This is a genomic window from Candidatus Paceibacterota bacterium, from assembly GCA_035583355.1.
In the GTDB taxonomy this organism is placed as follows: Bacteria; Patescibacteriota; Minisyncoccia; order Phycocordibacterales; family UBA6899; genus JAJZQJ01.
The window spans coordinates 129,451-147,211 of sequence record DATEZQ010000001.1; the positions used below are offsets into that span (position 1 = coordinate 129,451).

The window sequence follows — 17,761 nt, forward strand, 5'->3', positions numbered from 1 at the left end:
TATTACCATATATATAACTATCTGTCGATGTTCGGAAACAAAAAAGAGCCCTTTGTTGGGGCTCTTTAGGCAAGAGGTGTGTTTACCAATACGCCGCGGGATTTCTCCAGTCGGGGTAAAAGGTATTCACCCAATTCAGAGCGAGCTCAATGGCCTTTGCGGCCATTTTCTTCCGCGAGGAAGGCAGTAGCGGGAAGGGGACATGTTCGCTTTCAAAGGCGAGCTTGTTCCCATTGAAGACTTTGCCGACCGCGTAATCGTGATTGTCTATCGTGATGATATCGAAGGTCACGCAGAAGCGCTGGAAGAGCTGGACTGCTCCTTCTTCGGTCGGGTCAGCACCAACGCTGATGTTTCCGCGCAGGTTGCCGTCGCTATCAAAGATGACTTGCAAGCGAGGGCTATCGCGGGAGATGGTCATAGTGTCGGGGACGATAATCTCGAAAAACCGATCGAGCTTCGAGCCGACGAATCTGACGCCCGCAGCTTCAAGGAGGGCTTTGCCTTCCTGGATGGTCATACCGACAAATCTGTTGGGAATGTAGTATTTTCCGCTCAAGTGAGCTCCCTGTGATGAACTTGACGATTGTACATTTTTATATCTCTATTCAATATTCTGCATACTCTATATAATATGTCAAGGAAATAAAAAGCACTCCAGGGGAGTGCTGTATATTTATTTCTTTGCAATGACCGCAGCTTCTTCCTCAGTGAGATCAATATCAGAAGTGTTATTTGTAACCGGTTTTGCGTAGGTGCTAACTTTTTCTCGGGTGTAAAGTGTCGAAATTACCGCACCATTCCCTTGTTCATCTAGAAAGGCAGCTGCGAAACTGTGATTACCGCCGGTACCAGCACCCTGAAATGGATTAAATCGTTTGAGGACTATGCCGTCAATCTTACGTAGGAGTCGAGCATCGATCTTGGCAAGCTCATCGCGCATCTCATCTTCAAAAGCATGATAATCCTGAATCTCTTCTTGATTTCGTGTGATGACATCCTCAAGTGAGCTCGCCGAACGTCCAGAAAGGAATGCGCTGAGGCGACGCTCGAGGATGATGACCCATGTGGTGAGTACAATGACTGCAAGTGAGAGCAGTCCAATAGAGATGACGGTGTAATGCATTGCTTTATGATACAGGATAAGTAGGCACTTTTGCAAATGCTAGTTGTGTGGCACAATATACGTATGAAACGATGCTACTTTGATCATGCGGCTGCAACTCCTGTATTACCAACCGTACTTGCAGCAATGGAACCTTATTGGTCTACGCAGTTTGCAAACGCGTCTGCAATTCATTCTGAAGGAGTTGAGGCTAGGAATGCTCTGGAGGCTTCGAGAAAGCGCATTAGTGAAACGCTCGGCGTGACTCCTGAGACGTGCATATTTACAAGCAGTACAACCGAGTCTGTGCAGCTTGCATTTATGGGCGCCGTCCACGCTTGGCAAAAGCAACACGAGGGTAAGCGACCTGAGATTATCATTAGCAGCATTGAACATGACGCAGTGCTCGAAACTGCTCGTCTACTTGAGGCCGAGGGTGCACTCGTGCACAGGCTTCCTGTGAACAGTGACGGTATCGTTGCTTTTGAAGAGCTTATGCCGCTCATCACAATGGAAACAGTGCTTGTTTCAGTGATGCTCGTAAATAATGAAGTTGGCACAGTACAGCCTATCGCCGACGTTGCGCATGTTGTCCGAAAGTGGAAGCGTGAGGTTCGTGGTGTACAGCGTGATCGTTCTCCTGCTCCAGAAGATATGTATCCACTTCTACATACCGATGCTACGCAGGCAGTGAATTATTATGAGCTGAATATCCCACAGCTTGGCGTGGATATGCTTTCATGCAATAGCTCAAAGATATATGGTCCAAAGGGTATCGGCTTGCTCTATCGTTCGATGAATACAGTGCTTCTTCCGACACTTGTGGGGGGTGGTCAAGAATTTGCCTTGCGCGCAGGTACTGAGCCGGTCATGCTTGCGGTCGGTTTTGCTGAGGCATTCGTACATGCGCAGCACACCGCAACCACGGAATCTGTACGTTTGATGCCACTGCGCATGCAGCTGTTTACCGCTTGTGTGGAAGCGGGGAAAAAGCATAATATTGAAATGTTCGTTAACGGTGAGCCTGAGTATGAGCGCGTGCCAAATAATGTGCATGTCTCATTTGCGAATACCGATCACGAATATCTCGCTATTCTCCTCGATAAAGAAGGTTTTGCTGTTGCAACCAAGAGCGCTTGTAATGAACGTGAGGCCGAGGAGTCACATGTGCTTCATGCTATAGCGCAAGCAAAGGATAGTAGTCCAGGTCAACCGCTTTCAGGATTACGCCTCACGCTCGGGCGAGGAACCACAGAAGAGGATATCAAGCTACTTGGAGAGGCGATAGCTCGCGTGCTTCCTCTTGCTCACGTGAATGCATAACAAACACCCCGGTGTTTGTTTTTCTTTTTACGCAAGAAAGTATATTTGACGCATTTGCAGTATGGAGGATAATTGGGTGAGAGATCTTGTCTATCTATTGGGGGAGAAGGAATGGACACCTCGGTTAAACTTGTGCTGCATAACGCAATACCCATGCTTGTCGTTCCTGCCACGATGGCAGAGAAGCAGCTGAGTGATTTTTCCACAGACTCACTCGACGTGTCAGTTTCGTTTCGAGAGTCCGGATTTGATGGGCCTGGTGTTCCGTGCACTGAATCGCATGCATGGTTCTACATGCTCAAAGTAGATGCCACGGTTGCCACGGCATACCGCTCTTTGGGAGATGACTTATTTTCGCTCGCATTCACTCCAGAACAGCTTGGGGCATTTGTAACCAAGCACAGAGCACTGCTCCACCTCACTGGGAAGTCATCGTTCTTTCTTCTTAAGGAGGGCGAGCATATTTCTGGAGGTATATTCGTCCCGTACCAAAGTCGCTATTTTGCGATTCGGTTGTATGTTTTCAATTCACCCTACGTCGTACGAGCAAAAGATGAATACCTTTTTCTTGTTCACGAGCAGTGACATGAGGCCCCATTTAAGGGGCCTTTTACTCTGTTTGTTTCTTGCTATAATAAGTATATGTATACAACACAAAATTTTGAAACCTTACTCGGAACTGCGGGCTTCTCGGATGCGCTGCTTAAGAATCACTTTACGCTCTATGAGGGCTATGTGAAAAATGCGAATTTGCTTGATGAGAAACTCACTACACTTGCAGCAAATGGAGGTTTTGGTACTCCTGAATACAATGAGCTGAAGCGTCGCTTTGGTTGGGAGTACAATGGTATGCGACTACACGAGCTTTATTTTGGTAACATGAAAAGCGGAGGTACAGTCGTCGAAGTCGAGAGTGCGCTTGCACGTACGATGTCGGCGCAGTTTGGAAGCGTTGATGCATGGATGGCAGACTTCAAAGCGACGGGCAGTATGCGTGGTATCGGTTGGACGATCCTTGTGCGTGAACATTCTGGTAAGCTCGCGAATATTTGGGTGAACGAGCACGACGTAGGACTTCTCGTCGATGCACATCCACTGCTGGTCATGGACGTCTTCGAGCATAGTTTCATGCTTGATTATGGCTTGAAGCGTGCAGATTATATCGCAGCCTTCTTTGCTGCTATTGATTGGCGAGTTGTCGAGAGTCGCTTCGGTGAGAATTAAGATTTTTACGGAAAATACACCACTTATTGCGGTGTATTTTCTTTACTTGGAACAATTTTTATCTTTAGCTTATCTGCTATATTTTTTGTGTATTCCTTATATTGACTGCGCACTTTTTGTAGTGTATTCTCATTATAAATCCGCTTACTTTTACTGAATATATGCCACCTTTTCAAAATTTTACCGCAAAAGCCCGTGACGCGATTCGCCGTGCTCATGAACTCGCAATTGAGCGTGAACAGACCCATGTAACTCCTATGCATTTGCTTGCAGGATTGCTCCTGCAGGAAGAAAGCATGGTACTCACTATTCTTGAGAAACTGGATATCGACAGTGCTTTTTTCACCGAGCAGGTGACCGAGCGTATTGACGATGGTTCAGAACGCGCAGGTGGCATGGCCGCTTCGTATCAACTCTATCTCACTGCTGAGCTTGCACAAATTCTCGAAAACTCTCAGCTCATCGGACAGGAGCTCAAGGATCAGTTTATTTCTACAGAGCATATGCTTATGGCCATGCTTAATGTGCCTTCGCCGGCAGAAAAGCTTCTCGCACAAAACAAGGTGACACGAGAGCGTATTCTTGGTGCACTCAAACAGATCCGTGAAAACACCGATGGCGCAGGGCAAGGCGCAGCACAGTCAAAGCAGCGTGCAATCACGAAGTATACACGCTCACTTACAAAACTCGCCCAAGAGGATAAGCTTGATCCTGTTGTGGGACGTGATGAGGAGACTGGTCGCTTGATTCAGATTCTTTCTCGTCGCACAAAAAACAATCCTATTCTTATCGGTGATGCGGGTACTGGTAAAACCGCAGTTGTCGAGGGACTTGCGCAGCGCATTGCGAAAGGCGATGTGCCTGAGTTCCTCCGCGACAAGGACTTGGTCTCTCTTGATCTTGGTCTTTTGATTGCAGGAACAAAATATCGTGGTGAATTCGAGGAACGACTAAAGGCGATCATGAAGGAGATTGAGCGCTCTGAAGGGAAGATTATCCTTTTTATCGATGAAATTCATACTATCGTTGGAGCTGGAGCTGCTGAAGGTTCGATGGATGCGTCGAATATGCTCAAGCCTGCACTTGCACGCGGGGAGCTCCGTGCCATTGGTGCAACAACGATAAAAGAGTATCAGAAACATATTGAAAAGGACCCCGCGCTCACGCGTCGTTTCCAGCCGGTATACGTGCAGGAGCCATCGATTGAGGATGCGGTCGCAATACTTCGCGGCCTTAAGGAGAAATATGAAATATTCCATGGCGTGAAAATCACTGACGACGCTATTCTTGCAGCAGTGAATCTTTCTTCTCGATATATTACTGATCGTGCACTTCCTGATAAGGCCGTTGATCTTATCGACGAAGCGGCTTCGAGCCTACGCATTGAGCTCGAAAATAAACCCGCAGTCCTTGAACAAGCACATCGAAAGATCATGCGTCTTGAAATAGAGAACGAGGCGCTCAAGAAAGATACTGAGGGTGAAGGTGATGCAGCAAAGCGAGCCAAAGAGCGAGTGAAGGTGATTAACAGAGAGATTGCTGATTTGCGTGAGGAGACAAGAGAGTTTGAGCTCAAATGGAACAATGAGAAGACGCTTGTCGTTGATCTCAAGAACATTAAGAAGGAGCTTGAGACACTACGTGTCGAGGCAGAAAACGCCGAACTTCGTAGTGATCTTTCGAAAGCAGCTGAGATACGTTATGGTCGTATTCCTGTGCTTGATAAGCAGTTGAACGACAAGACGAATAAGCTTAAGAAGCTCCAGTCGGGAAGGCGAATACTTCGAGAAGAAGTTGCGGAACAAGATATTGCAAAGGTGGTCGCACGTTGGACTGGTGTCCCCGTATCACGCATGCTTGAAGAGGAGGTTGCGAAATTAAGCCGTATGGAAGATGAACTTCGCGAGCGTGTTGTCGGACAGGATGATGCGATTGCAAAGATCGCAAATGCGGTGCGTCGCTCACGTGTCGGTATCGGTGACCCTCATCGTCCGATCGGTTCATTCCTTTTCCTCGGACCTACGGGTGTGGGAAAGACAGAGTTGACGAAAGCACTTGCTAATTTCCTTTTTGATGATGAAAAGGCGCTCATTCGTGTTGATATGTCTGAGTTCATGGAGAAGCACGCAGTATCAAAGCTCGTCGGTGCGCCTCCGGGATATGTGGGCCACGAAGAAGCAGGCTCACTTACTGAATCTGTTCGACATCGTCCATATTCGGTCGTCCTCTTTGACGAAGTGGAGAAGGCTCATCCTGAGGTCTTCAATATACTCTTGCAAGTTCTTGATGATGGTCGCCTCACCGACTCAAAGGGACGTGTGGTGAATTTCAAGAATACGGTGATTGTCATGACATCAAATATTGGTTCAGAGTTCATCGACAAGATGCAGAGCATGGGCTTTGGCACGGGCGATGTTAGCCAGGATGCAGAGTATGCAAATACAAAGGCAAAAGTCATAGAACACCTGAAAGATTACTTCCGTCCAGAGTTCATCAATCGTCTTGATGAAATCATCAGTTTCGATATTCTCTCACCTGAAGTGGTGCGCAACATCGTTGATGTGCAAATTAAGCGCATTGGGGAGCGTCTTGAGCAGAAGGAGATTTCATTAATTGTATCGAGCGATGCTCTTGATAAGCTTGCGAAGGAGGGCTATAATCCTCAGTTTGGTGCTCGACCACTGCGCCGCTTGATTCAAGAGAAGATCTTGAATCCCGTAGCAAATGCGATGATTAAAGAACGACTTCTTACTGGCGCAACGGTCACTGTTGTTCTCAAGAATGATGAGTTGGCAGTAAAAGTAGAGAAGAAAAAGGGACAGTCAAAAGCAAAGCGCGCAAAGGCGTAAACAAAAAGCACACGGTTGTGTGCTTTTTGTATTAACACATCCTCATTGTTGAGGTTGATTATTGCGCATCATCGGTGGGATCGCATCGTTTCGAAGTTGAATGGTCTTCGCATTGATGCTTCCATCAGGATTTGCATCACCACTAATAGAGACGTTCTTGTTTACTTCAAGGTCTACTGCAGCGCCTTCAACAAATTTCGTTATCGTAGTTAAAGGGGAGACGAATACTATTTTCGAGCCCCCGTCACTCATGGCAACGACGATATTCGAGTCATTCTTTGAAAGAATTTTACCAGTGAGGAAGCCGGAAAAAGACGCCTGATTACGCGGACGCGTACCTCCTTGTCGCAAATTAGTAGGGACGCCATCAGTTGTGCTCGTATTTTGTGGTTTTGCTTCTCGTGTTGCATATCGTGCACCACCATAGAAGGAAAGTGCAGAAGAGAGGAGTACGATAGCTAGTGTGAGATAGATATGTTTGTGTAATGTATTCATGAGAAATATATTTGTCCGCTAATAACTACTCGTAGCGCAATGCCTCAATAGGATTGAGTGCTGCTGCACGTCGCGCAGGATAATATCCAAAGACAATTCCAATGGTTGCTGAGACTCCAAATGCAAGAAGTATCGAAGTCGTTGATACCTCTGTGGCAATTCCAGACAAGCTTGTTACGAGCAGGGAGATAAGCCAACCAAGTAGTATTCCAATAAAGCCCCCAAGGAAAGTAAGCATTACTGCTTCGACAAGAAACTGAAAGCTAATATCTCTGCGCTTGGCACCAATCGCTTTGCGGAGTCCAATTTCGCGTGTGCGCTCAGTGACCGTGGTGAGCATCATATTCATAATACCGATTCCACCGACGATTAACGAAATTCCCGCTATCGCCGAGAGAAGCATCGTCATGGTGTTGGTGATAGCTGATGCCGTTGCAAGAATGTCTTGCTGATTGAGTACTTGGAAGTCTGCAAGTTTTGGGTCACTAATGTTGTGCTTGCGCAGCAAGAGAGTCGTGATTTCTTCCTGCACGGTTGCCATTTCATTTGGATCCTCAGCAGCGACACTTATGGTGGTGACATAAGTATCACCAGCAAGATAGCGCTGCGCTGTAGATATCGGGACAAAAATCATATCATCAGGGTTAGAAAATCCTGATCCGCCTTTGGCCTTAGTGATGCCAATGATCTTGAACTGAACATTTTTAATACGAACTGTTTCTCCGATAGCCTCTGCACCAATACCAAAGAGATCATCACGTGTTGTTGGTCCGATGACGGCAACTCGAGCGAGATCCTTAACATTCATATCGCTAATGAATGATCCAGACTCAATTTCGAGATTACGTACCACGGGGTAACTACTTACTGTCCCAACTATCTGGGTATTTGTATTCGTTCCTTTTGCGGTAACTTGATAGCGCTTGGATATTTCAGGCGCAATTGCTTTTGCGAGTGTCACTTCCTTTGCGATTGCATCCGCATCTTCCTGCTTCAGTGTGGTTGCAGATCCTCGTCCCGCACTTACTGGCCCAGCAGCAGCTCCACGCGCCTGACCAGGCATGACCAGCACAAGGTTTGATCCAATAGATTGAATACTTGATTGGATTGAGCCAGAGGCACCTTGTCCAATTGCAATCATTGCAACGACTGATCCAATACCAATAACAATTCCAAGAATTGTCAGCCCAGAGCGTGCTTTATTCGCAGAAAGCGCAGTATAGGTCTCATGGAGTGTATCTTCAATTTTCATATTAGAGGAGGTTTACCGCAAGACGTTGCGTATGTTGCTTACTGTCACTAACTATGTCGCCATCACGAATATGGATAATACGCTCCGCATGTTCAGCGATATCGGGTTCGTGGGTGATAAGTACGATAGTTCTCCCTTGCTCTTTGTGCAGTCGCTGGAAAGTCTCAAGTACCATATTGCCAGTTTTTGTATCAAGATTTCCAGTAGGCTCGTCAGCGAGAATGAGCGTGGGGTTATTTACGAGTGCGCGAGCAATTGCCACACGTTGCATCATGCCTCCCGAAAGTTGATTCGAGAAATGTCCCCAGAATTGTTCAGGAAATGCTGATGCGGCAAGGGCCTCTTTCGCTTTTGCAATACGTTCTTCTTCTCCTACTTCTGCATATATGAGAGGGAGCATGACATTACGCAAGACACTGGTGCGAGGGAGAAGGTTGAATGATTGAAATACAAAACCAATCTTTTCCATGCGAATATCCGCAAGTGCGTCATCGGAGAGCTGTGCAACATCTTTGCCATCGAGGATATATTCTCCACGGGATGGAGTGTCGAGACACCCAATGATGTGCATCAGTGTTGATTTGCCAGAGCCGGATGGCCCCATGATTGCCACGAATTCGCCATCATTGATAGTAAAAGACACGTCGCGGAGCGCATGGGTCTCCATGTCACCGTTCACGTAAGTCTTTCCGATGTGATTACATTCAATCATATGCTTAGCCTCTTCCTCCTAAACCTGGAAATCTTAATCCGCCTTGCTGGGTTCCAGTTGTTGCAGCTGCGGCACTCGAATTTATGGTTTGCACTACGATGGTGTCGCCTTCGCTGAGGCCAGAAATGATTTGTGTACGAGTGTCATTGGAAATACCGGTCTCAACGGTCACTGTTGTGGGGGAGCCGTTATTGTAAAGCTCTACTGATTTTGTCATTCCCTTGTTTTTTATCGCAGAACTTGGAATGAGTAATGCTTCCTGTTTTACGTCGGTAATGATAGCTGCAGAAACACTCATTCCTGGCTTAACTCGTTCATCTTGCGCGTCAAAAGAAATCTTTACTGCATAGGTGACAACACCTTGAGATATGGTACCAACGGAGTCAATTTCCGATACTGCACCTGCGATATTTAGGCCATCTATTGCATCAAATGAAAGAGTAACCTGTTGTCCTACTTTTGCTTTGGCGACATCAACCTCGTTGAGGGTAATTTCGGCAATGCGTTGTTTCGTGATAAGGGTTGCGATAGTCGTGCCTGAAGACACTGCATCTGCAACTTTAACGGGAATGCTTGCTATGACACAGTCAAATGGCGCACGTATGGTATAGTCTGCTAGTTTTTCTTGTGCGTCAGCAAGTGCATTTGCGCGCTGCTGCACAGAAAGTTTTTGTGATTGAACATCAAGTGGGTCCGCTCCACTGCGAAGCTTCGCGAGTGATTGTGTTTTCTCTGCGATTGTGCGTACTGCACTAGCAATCGTGTCTGTGTCACTGCGTAATGCATTTTTTGAATTGATCAATGCCTGTAGGTCAGCATTTAGTTTGTCTGTGTATGAGCTGAGTGTGGCAATATGGGTATCTGTCTTTGTATCTCGAGTCTGATTCGAGCTAGATATCTTCGACTGTATCGCACTGCTTACATTTTTAACCACAGTGGCGATGGTTTTTGCGGTCGAGTAAGTTTCATCAATAAGCATGCTCACCTGCGCATTGTCCGTGTAGAGTGTCGCATTCTTATAATCGAGAAGGTTTCTCTGATATGCACTATCAGCGATAGAGTATGAGTCATTGAGCGCATTGTACTCACTGATCGAGCTGGTGTATGCATCAAGGCCATGTTGCGAATAGAGAATGTCATGGAGTCCGGTGACCGTGCTTGAGAGGTCAATAAATGTACTTGCGACGGTATTGTATCCTTCGTTTCCCGCCTTCTTAAGATCCTCCTCTGCTCCTTTTTTTGCATCCACAGCTTGAGCGAGTGCATTTTCAGACTGCGTTATCGCAAGTTGGTCTGCAGGTTGAGTAAGTTTCTGAAGTGCGAGCTGTGCACTCTTTAAATTCGCTGATGCGTCTCGAACTGCTTTCTCGGCATCAATGGCATCAATTTTTGCGATGATAGTGCCAGCAGCAACCTCCTGTCCATTGGTCGCTAAGATCTTAGTAATCGTGCCAGACACTTTCGGCTTTAAGTCGAGCTGGTTTGATGCAGAAGTTTGGCCCGTTGCACTGACTGATGCGACGATCGTGCCCTTTGTGACTACACCGGTCACATAACGAACACCATTTGTTGTGGTGAAGAATTTCTTATATCCGTAGTAACCTGCGACAACAAGGAGAATGAGAATTGCCGCTGTTTTCTTTCTGTTTGCTTTAATAATGTCGAAAATCTTCTTATACATGATGTGCGTTATATTATTCGTAAATACGTGCGAATGAGCTCGCTTTTGCGAGTATGATTGCTCCATATATAGTAACACTTTAGAGGAGAGAGATGTAGAGAAGATGAAGAAGGAATGTAAGTTGGTTGCAGGGGAGGGGTAGGGAGAATCGGTCCAAGTCACAAAGTGTTTTGGCTGCGAAGCATCCAAAAGTACTAAGTGCTCGCAAAATTTCATGAGGGAGATATCTCACGAACTTTGCTCGCGCACTCCGGAGGAGCCTCGCACGGCAAAGTTCTTCGAGAACCCACGGTTCTCGACGGTATTCCTTTTCGGGGAAAAGGAATACCTGCTCTCCTCGACGGGAAAGGGCTTCCTTTCCCGACCCCTATCCGCTCGATTCTCCCTGGGTCGCCCAGCGGAAATTAAAAAGAGCTTTCGCTCTTTTATAAACCGCTGTGGACCTAGGGAGAATCGAACTCCCGTCTCTGCAATGCGAATGCAGCGTTTTACCACTGTACTATAGGCCCAGAATAATTCAGATGCACTCTGGCACTTCGTGTCGGAGTGCCGGGATATCGAACGAACTTTGCTCGCGCACCAGCACTTTGAGTCGGAGTGCGGGATATCGAACGTCGCATGCGGCGCACCCTGAAGGGTCCCGCACCGCATTGCTCCTCGGAAACCCACGGTTTCCGACGTTCGAGGACTCACTGCCTTCCTCCACGGGAAAGGTGTCCCTTTCCCGGCCCCTATCCGTTCGATTCACGGCACAAATGCGAATGCTTGTCGGAGTGCCGAGAATCGAACTCGGTCCTTACGAACCCGAATCGTAAATACTACCGGTATACTACACTCCGTATCGTAAACAGTTATAAATATTATCAAAAAAGCAGAGGAAAGCAAAGCGGGGAATAGTTGTGTAAGATACACTATTACTTTACATATTTTAATCAGGTAAATTACTTGCAATTGTTATTCACATCGAGATACTAACAACTCCTTGTGCACCCAAATATCACCTGTACAATATGGTTAATATCTTGGTGATGGTTCCGAACGGTGTCCTCGATATTTATCTGTGTAACAACACGTAAATATAATTTATGAATAACATAACGCGCGCATTCTGTTTTATTATTTTTTTTGGTTGGCTTCTGCCGTTTACATCAGCGCATGCTGCAACATATTACGTTGCTAATGCAGGAAATGATTCCTGTACTGGCACCGCAGCAACAATAGCCGCTTCGGGTACTTGTGCCTGGAAAACAATCGGCAAGGTCAATGCCGCATCGCTTCAAGCAGGTGACACCGTGTTATTTAACAAGGGAGACACTTGGAATGAACAACTGACGGTAAGCGGAAATGGTAGTTCTGGTAGCCCAATCACTTATAGTAGCTACGGCTCAGGTGCACTACCACACATTACCGGCCTCACGACACTTTCAGCGGGATGGGTGAATGAAGGTGGAAACATATGGAGGTACGATCTCTCCGCATATCCTTCAACTACCACTGTTCGTTATTTATTACTTAATGGAACAAATCAGCAGGTGGCTCAGTCCGCGGTTCGCTATGCTACAACTGGTACAACGGGTAGTTTCACTGACCCAACACTCGGAGGAACTGATGGAGATTATGTCGGAGCGGAGGTATTGATGCGCTCTACGTCATTTACTTGGGACATACGAACAGTGAGTGCATATACGAGTGCAACAGGAGTGGTCTCGTTTACTCCAAGCAATAGTTATGGACTTGGAACAACTGGAGATTCCGTTGGAGGGTATTTTTTCCAACATTCCTTGAAGGTGCTACAGCAAAATGCGGTCCAAAATGAATGGATTCACTCAGGCAATTCAATTTATATCTATTCATCAGTGGATCCAAGTTCCCTTGGCTCTATTCAAATAAGCACGATAAATAAGCTCGTGAATTTTGGCGCTGCACCATATATTTCATTCAATGATATACGATTGTCGTATGCAAACCAGTTTTGTATTTGGGGTGATGGTGGAAATAATAAAGTAATCACAAATAATACTTTTGATCATTGTAATACAGGTATATTCGAAAATAATAAAACTACCTCTAATCCACTGATTGATGGAAATACGTTCATGTCTATCGGAAGTATCGCGGTCTATCAGTACTATGTAACGAATCTCACCCTCACAAATAATAGTTTTACTGATATTGGTACGGAAATAGGAAGAATGCCATATATTGGTGATTTTGGTTCTGATTCGATGTGGTATACCGCAATCGCTGCGTTTCCAATTGGAGGATTGTTTGAGTATAACAATCTGCAAAATATCGGGTACTCAGGGTTTTGGCTTGAGCTCCCGACAAACCAAGTGCTCGTGCAACATAACTCCGTCGAAAATCCATGTATCGTGCTCACTGATTGTGGTGCCTATTATACTTATGGTCATATTGATGCAACAGCATCAAATATCAACAAGATCACATTCAGGAATAATGTAGCGCGAATTAGCAATTTTAGTACTACAAAGTGGCTGACGGGTTACCAGGGAAATTCTTACGGTTGGCTCGTTGAAGGTTTCTATAAGGATGGATATTTAAGGGCGACAAACTGGGATAATAATTTTGCCTACGGATTCAGGGATCAGTATTTTTCTAATCCGACAAAGTATTCTACGTGGACGAACAATGTTGGCGTTATGGTGCCGACAATCTCGGCGTCTTCGCGGGCCTTTTATATCAACGACATTCCCGGTGAGTCTCAGTACTCTACGAACAATCAAATAACTGGTAATACTATGGTGAACGCCATAGATAATAATCAAATATTCTTTCTCTACGATGCGCAGCTCGATGCTGCGGCAGGAGATGTGTTTGATTACAACACATTACTCAGGCCAACGAATTCCTGGAGGGGTGGCATGGTGTACACCTATCCTTCGCTTACAAATCTGACGTTCGAGCAGTATAAGGCGACAGGAACGGTTGGTATTCACGAGGATACAGGAAGTTTCTTTCTTAATCAGACAGGCCTCGCAAGCACCTCAGAAATGGTATGGATAGCAACGAATATCACGAAGGCTACATCCTCAGTGAGTTTTCCTGGTGGATACCGCTACTACACTCCGAGCGGAGATCTTGTTTCAAGTGATTCATTGCCTCCATATTCTGGGAGAATGTATTATCGAACCATCAATCAGGGTATGCCACAGGCAAGTAGCCTCTCTGTTTCCGGAGGAAGCTTGGTTGGCGATCAACAAACGGGGACATTTACTTATGCGCATACCGAAGGGAATACACAGTCAGGCACAACATACCAGTGGTATCGCTCAAGTGATGGAACGAAGAGCGCAAGAGTCCCAATCGCAGGTGCAACGAGCGCAACCTATACGACATCAGCATCAGACAATGGGCAGTCGATTATCCTTGGTGTCACTCCTAAGTCTGCCGCTGGTACCGGAAGTCTTCTCTCTGGGGTTGAGCGGTTTAGTGCCGCAAAGGCAATTGTAGGAGCCGGGTCCCAGAAGGCGATTACTGCTTTCTCAATCACCAATCCATCCGCAACAGGTGTAATCAATGAAGGTGCAAAGACAATCACGGTCAGTGTGCCATACGGTACAAGCCTTGTCGGGCTCATTCCATCGATAACAATCACTGGTGCGTCGGTGAGTCCTGCATCCGGAGCCGCGCAAACGTTCACTAGTGGCGTGCCGGTAGATTACACCGTGACCGCATCTGATGCTTCAACTCAAATATACGCAGTCACCGTAAATGTTTCGTCCAATCCCGATAAGCGTATCTTCTCATTTGATTTGAATGAGCTGAATCCAGTGGTGACTGGCAGTGTAAATGAAGGAGCAAAATCGATTTCGCTTACTGTTCCTTATGGCACACCACTTTCCGCACTAAAACCAACAATAAGTGTATATGGAGTGTCCCAGTTAACCTCAGGATCATATTCAGCCTATGCATTAAAAACGGATGGATCCGTTTGGTCGTGGGGTTACAATGGATACGGGCAGCTTGGAAATGGAACTACAACTAATAGTAGTCTTCCTACTATGCTCGCATCGCTTACTGGTGTATCTGCTTTGTCTGGTGGATATTATACGTCGTATGCACTTAAGTCTGACGGCACTGTTTGGGCTTGGGGGAGGAATGACTTTGGGCAGATTGGCGATGGTTCTATATCGCAGCGAAATACACCAACTGCAGTTAGTGTGTTGACGAATATTACTGCTGTGTCGGGAGGCTATGGTGCAGCATACGCGCGACGCTCTGATGGAACGCTCTGGGCCTGGGGTGCTAATGGAGCAGGGCAGCTTGGCGATAACTCAACCGCTACTTCTTCGATTCCAGTACAAGTTTCAAGTCTTACAAATGTAGCAACGACAACTGGAGGATATTATTCCGGTTATGCTATTCGCACCGATGGTACAGTGTGGTCATGGGGATATAACGCGGATGGTGAACTCGGAAATAACTCAACAGTAAATAGTAGTATTCCAGTTCAAGTAAGTGGACTTAGCGGTGTAGTGGCTGTAGCTGCGGGCCGATATTCTGCATACGCACTGAAATCAGATGGTTCTGTATGGGCGTGGGGAGGTAATGCCTTTGGTCAGCTTGGAAACAATTCTACTGCCACATCGACTGTTCCTGTACAGGTAAGTGGACTTTCAAATATTCGAGCTATTGCAGCGGGTAGGCACTCTGCCTATGCGTTGCACGCTGACGGAACGGTATCTGCATGGGGAGACAATACAAATGGACAGCTTGGAGATAACTCAACAACACAAAGCAACGTGCCGGTAAGTGTCTCTGGGCTTTCTGGAGTCATCTCTCTTGGTATGCATGGCGGCACATTCGGAGGTTATGTATTGAAGTCTGATGGTTCTATCTGGTCATGGGGAAGTGGTCTCTATGGGCAAATTGGCGACAATTTAACTACACAACAAAATGCACCTGTTGTAGTTACAACGCTTCAGGGTTCCACTGTCTCTCCAGTATCGGGAGTAGCTCATGTGTTCACTGATGGTGTTGCAGAAAATTATACAGTGACTGCGGCGGATACTTCGACGCAGGTGTATACAGTGACTGTAAACGTTGCGCCAGTTACAACCTATACGCTGAGTCTTGTGAGCTCAGGAGGCGTGGTCACAAAATCTCCAGATCAGACTACATACGCATCGGGTACTGCAGTCTCGCTCACCGCAACACCGACGAGTGGTTACAGTTTCTCTGGCTGGACAGGCGCAGCTACTTCGTCGTCAAACCCTATCGTAGTAACGATGGACGGAAATAAAACTATTACCGCAAACTACACGGTTATTCCAAGCGGTGGAGGTGGAGGTGGAGGTGGCGGAAGTAGTAGCAGTAGTAGTGGTGGAGGCTCGCTCCCTCCTGCAGTAGTACCAGCGCAACTTACACAAGGGGTGAGTACAAGCGAAAGCCCAGACGGCACAATATTGCGCTTTATCTACAACAAAGAAAGTTTGATTACGATAATTGGTCGTGATATTGGCTTTGATTCTCGTATTGTAATGCTCACGACAAACACACTTCTTTGGACAGATAAAACTACAGAAACATTATACGTGATGTACTGTACAATTACTGCAAAGTGCTCAAATCCTATTGTTGTGAAAGTAAATATGGGAAAGCTTGGAGTACAAGCGCAGCAGTCTGCTGTTCTGGAGAATGCAACGACTACAAAGCCTGCAGTCGTAGCAGCTCCTCAGTCTTCAGTAAATCAGAATGCCTTCTTCTTTAGCAGAGATTTAAGTTATGGCATGAAGCATCCGGATGTACTTAATCTGCAGCGTTTCCTTAATACACACAATGCAACAGTTATGAGTAGTGGCCCTGGCTCACCAGGAAAGGAAACAACATATTTTGGCTATGCTACTTTGCTGGCACTGAAGAAGTTTCAATTAGCTCACGCAAAAGAGCTTTACGGAAAGCCCGTTTCCTCAAAAAATGTGGGGGGCTTCGGTAGAGTTACACGTCAGTATATAAACAAAATGAGATGATAAAAACAATATCCCATAGGGATATTGTTTTTTTACAAAATATGTGTCATTATGCACGGACTAATGAAGAATTTTTGGAGTAACCTTCCTCGGCCTTTCTTTGCGCTTGCACCTATGGCGGATGTCACTGATCCGGCTTTTCGTCGTATGTTCGCTAAATATGGCAAGCCTGACGTTACGTGGACTGAATTTGTTTCTGCAGATGGCCTCATGAGTCCAGGTCGCGACCGACTAATTCGTGATCTTGCTTATACCGAAGCTGAACGACCTATTGTTGCGCAGATCTTTGGTAGTAAACCCGAGAATATCGAAAAGACTGCTGCACTTGTGCGCGAACTTGGCTTTGATGGTGTCGATTTGAATATGGGTTGTCCAGATAAGAATATTGAAAAGCAGAATTCTGGAGCTGCAATGATGAAAAGTCCGAAACTTGCGCAAGAGGTCATCGCTGCTGCAATGCGTGGAGCGAGGATGGGCGAGGAGGGAGGTATTCCTGTATCTGTAAAGACTCGCGTAGGATATAACAAAGTAGAGCTTGAGACGTGGATCCCTGCCATACTTGCCATGAAGCCTGCTGCACTTACGATCCATGCGCGTACGCGCAAAGAGATGTCACTCGTTCCTGCGCGATGGGAGCATGTTGCCGAGGTTGTCGAGATGGCAAAAGGAACAGGAGTTGTCATCATAGGTAATGGTGATGTGACTTCGATGGAGGATGGTGTGGAAAAGGCGACTGCAAGTGGTGCTGCGGGAGTCATGGTGGGCCGAGGTGTCTTTGGGAATCCATGGTTCTTCAATCGAGAACGCTCTATCGACGAGGTGACTTTTCGTGAACGTTTTGCTGTTATGGTCGAGCATACGGCTCTATTCCTTGAGCTTTCTGGTGACATTAAGAGCTTTGCGGTTATGAAGAAGCATTATAAGGCTTATGTGAATGGCTTCGATCATGCAAAGGAATTACGTGTCGCATTGATGGATGCAAACAGTCTCGATGAGATAAAAACACTGGTCGCACAATTCGCACAGGAACATCCTGAGCTGATGGATAAAACTCCGAAGGATCTCGTGTAAAATCATCTGTATATCCACAGATGATTTTTTTAGTCGCTAAATAGTGGTGTATAATAGTC

The 17,761-nt window shown here is 46.3% G+C and carries 12 protein-coding genes and 1 tRNA gene; 6 read left to right on the forward strand and 7 right to left on the reverse strand.

The features are described from left to right. Nucleotides 1-82: 82 nt before the first annotated feature. Together VJ579_00705 and VJ579_00710 are read right to left on the reverse strand one after the other, a co-directional pair. Nucleotides 83-520, reverse strand: coding sequence for a hypothetical protein (locus VJ579_00705; protein ID HXK37574.1), 438 nt, complete (start codon nt 518-520; stop codon nt 83-85). Nucleotides 521-676: 156 nt separating this feature from the next. After that, complete coding sequence (locus VJ579_00710) at nt 677-1,126, reverse strand: DUF4446 family protein (GenBank protein HXK37575.1); 450 nt, start codon at nt 1,124-1,126, stop codon at nt 677-679. Nucleotides 1,127-1,189: 63 nt separating this feature from the next. On the opposite strand from VJ579_00710, the gene VJ579_00715 reads away from it, so the two are divergent. From VJ579_00715 to VJ579_00730, 4 genes are all read left to right on the forward strand, one after another. Then, nucleotides 1,190-2,428: a cysteine desulfurase family protein gene (locus VJ579_00715; protein ID HXK37576.1), complete on the forward strand. Its 1,239-nt coding sequence runs from the start codon at nt 1,190-1,192 to the stop codon at nt 2,426-2,428. 111 nt (nt 2,429-2,539) lie between these two features. Further along, nucleotides 2,540-3,013: a hypothetical protein gene (locus VJ579_00720; protein ID HXK37577.1), complete on the forward strand. Its 474-nt coding sequence runs from the start codon at nt 2,540-2,542 to the stop codon at nt 3,011-3,013. 57 nt (nt 3,014-3,070) lie between these two features. Further along, on the forward strand, nt 3,071-3,652 hold the full coding sequence (locus VJ579_00725) for a Fe-Mn family superoxide dismutase (protein HXK37578.1): 582 nt from the start codon (nt 3,071-3,073) through the stop codon (nt 3,650-3,652). Nucleotides 3,653-3,813: 161 nt separating this feature from the next. After that, nucleotides 3,814-6,501 (forward strand): AAA family ATPase, encoded by a 2,688-nt coding sequence (locus VJ579_00730; GenBank protein ID HXK37579.1) that lies wholly within the window; start codon nt 3,814-3,816, stop codon nt 6,499-6,501. A gap of 42 nt (nt 6,502-6,543) precedes the next feature. Here the strand turns inward: VJ579_00730 and VJ579_00735 are convergent, their stop codons facing one another. From VJ579_00735 to VJ579_00755, 5 genes are all read right to left on the reverse strand, one after another. Beyond that, the gene (locus tag VJ579_00735; GenBank protein ID HXK37580.1) at nt 6,544-6,996 is read right to left on the reverse strand and encodes a hypothetical protein; all 453 of its coding nucleotides are present in this window, start codon (nt 6,994-6,996) and stop codon (nt 6,544-6,546) included. Nucleotides 6,997-7,021: 25 nt separating this feature from the next. Then, nucleotides 7,022-8,248: an ABC transporter permease gene (locus tag VJ579_00740; GenBank protein HXK37581.1), complete on the reverse strand. Its 1,227-nt coding sequence runs from the start codon at nt 8,246-8,248 to the stop codon at nt 7,022-7,024. A 1-nt stretch (nt 8,249) separates the two neighbouring features. Further along, nucleotides 8,250-8,960, reverse strand: coding sequence for an ABC transporter ATP-binding protein (locus VJ579_00745; GenBank protein HXK37582.1), 711 nt, complete (start codon nt 8,958-8,960; stop codon nt 8,250-8,252). 4 nt (nt 8,961-8,964) lie between these two features. Next, on the reverse strand, nt 8,965-10,641 hold the full coding sequence (locus VJ579_00750) for an efflux RND transporter periplasmic adaptor subunit (protein HXK37583.1): 1,677 nt from the start codon (nt 10,639-10,641) through the stop codon (nt 8,965-8,967). A gap of 438 nt (nt 10,642-11,079) precedes the next feature. Further along, a tRNA-Ala gene (locus VJ579_00755) sits at nt 11,080-11,150 on the reverse strand. 576 nt (nt 11,151-11,726) lie between these two features. Between VJ579_00755 and VJ579_00760 the strand changes: the two genes are divergently transcribed. After that, nucleotides 11,727-16,631 carry a hypothetical protein gene (locus tag VJ579_00760; GenBank protein ID HXK37584.1) on the forward strand — a complete coding sequence of 1,635 codons (4,905 nt, stop codon included), beginning with the start codon at nt 11,727-11,729 and terminating at the stop codon, nt 16,629-16,631. A gap of 51 nt (nt 16,632-16,682) precedes the next feature. Continuing rightward, nucleotides 16,683-17,702 (forward strand): tRNA-dihydrouridine synthase, encoded by a 1,020-nt coding sequence (locus VJ579_00765; protein HXK37585.1) that lies wholly within the window; start codon nt 16,683-16,685, stop codon nt 17,700-17,702. Nucleotides 17,703-17,761 lie beyond the last annotated feature (59 nt).

Coding starts and splice junctions, on each gene's coding strand:
- VJ579_00705 (HXK37574.1), bottom strand. CDS start 520: ATGACCATCCAGGAAGGCAAAGCCCTCCTTGAAGCTGCGGGCGTCAGA.
- VJ579_00710 (HXK37575.1), bottom strand. CDS start 1,126: ATGCATTACACCGTCATCTCTATTGGACTGCTCTCACTTGCAGTCATT.
- VJ579_00715 (HXK37576.1), top strand. CDS start 1,190: ATGAAACGATGCTACTTTGATCATGCGGCTGCAACTCCTGTATTACCA.
- VJ579_00720 (HXK37577.1), top strand. CDS start 2,540: ATGGACACCTCGGTTAAACTTGTGCTGCATAACGCAATACCCATGCTT.
- VJ579_00725 (HXK37578.1), top strand. CDS start 3,071: ATGTATACAACACAAAATTTTGAAACCTTACTCGGAACTGCGGGCTTC.
- VJ579_00730 (HXK37579.1), top strand. CDS start 3,814: ATGCCACCTTTTCAAAATTTTACCGCAAAAGCCCGTGACGCGATTCGC.
- VJ579_00735 (HXK37580.1), bottom strand. CDS start 6,996: ATGAATACATTACACAAACATATCTATCTCACACTAGCTATCGTACTC.
- VJ579_00740 (HXK37581.1), bottom strand. CDS start 8,248: ATGAAAATTGAAGATACACTCCATGAGACCTATACTGCGCTTTCTGCG.
- VJ579_00745 (HXK37582.1), bottom strand. CDS start 8,960: ATGATTGAATGTAATCACATCGGAAAGACTTACGTGAACGGTGACATG.
- VJ579_00750 (HXK37583.1), bottom strand. CDS start 10,641: ATGTATAAGAAGATTTTCGACATTATTAAAGCAAACAGAAAGAAAACA.
- VJ579_00760 (HXK37584.1), top strand. CDS start 11,727: ATGAATAACATAACGCGCGCATTCTGTTTTATTATTTTTTTTGGTTGG.
- VJ579_00765 (HXK37585.1), top strand. CDS start 16,683: ATGCACGGACTAATGAAGAATTTTTGGAGTAACCTTCCTCGGCCTTTC.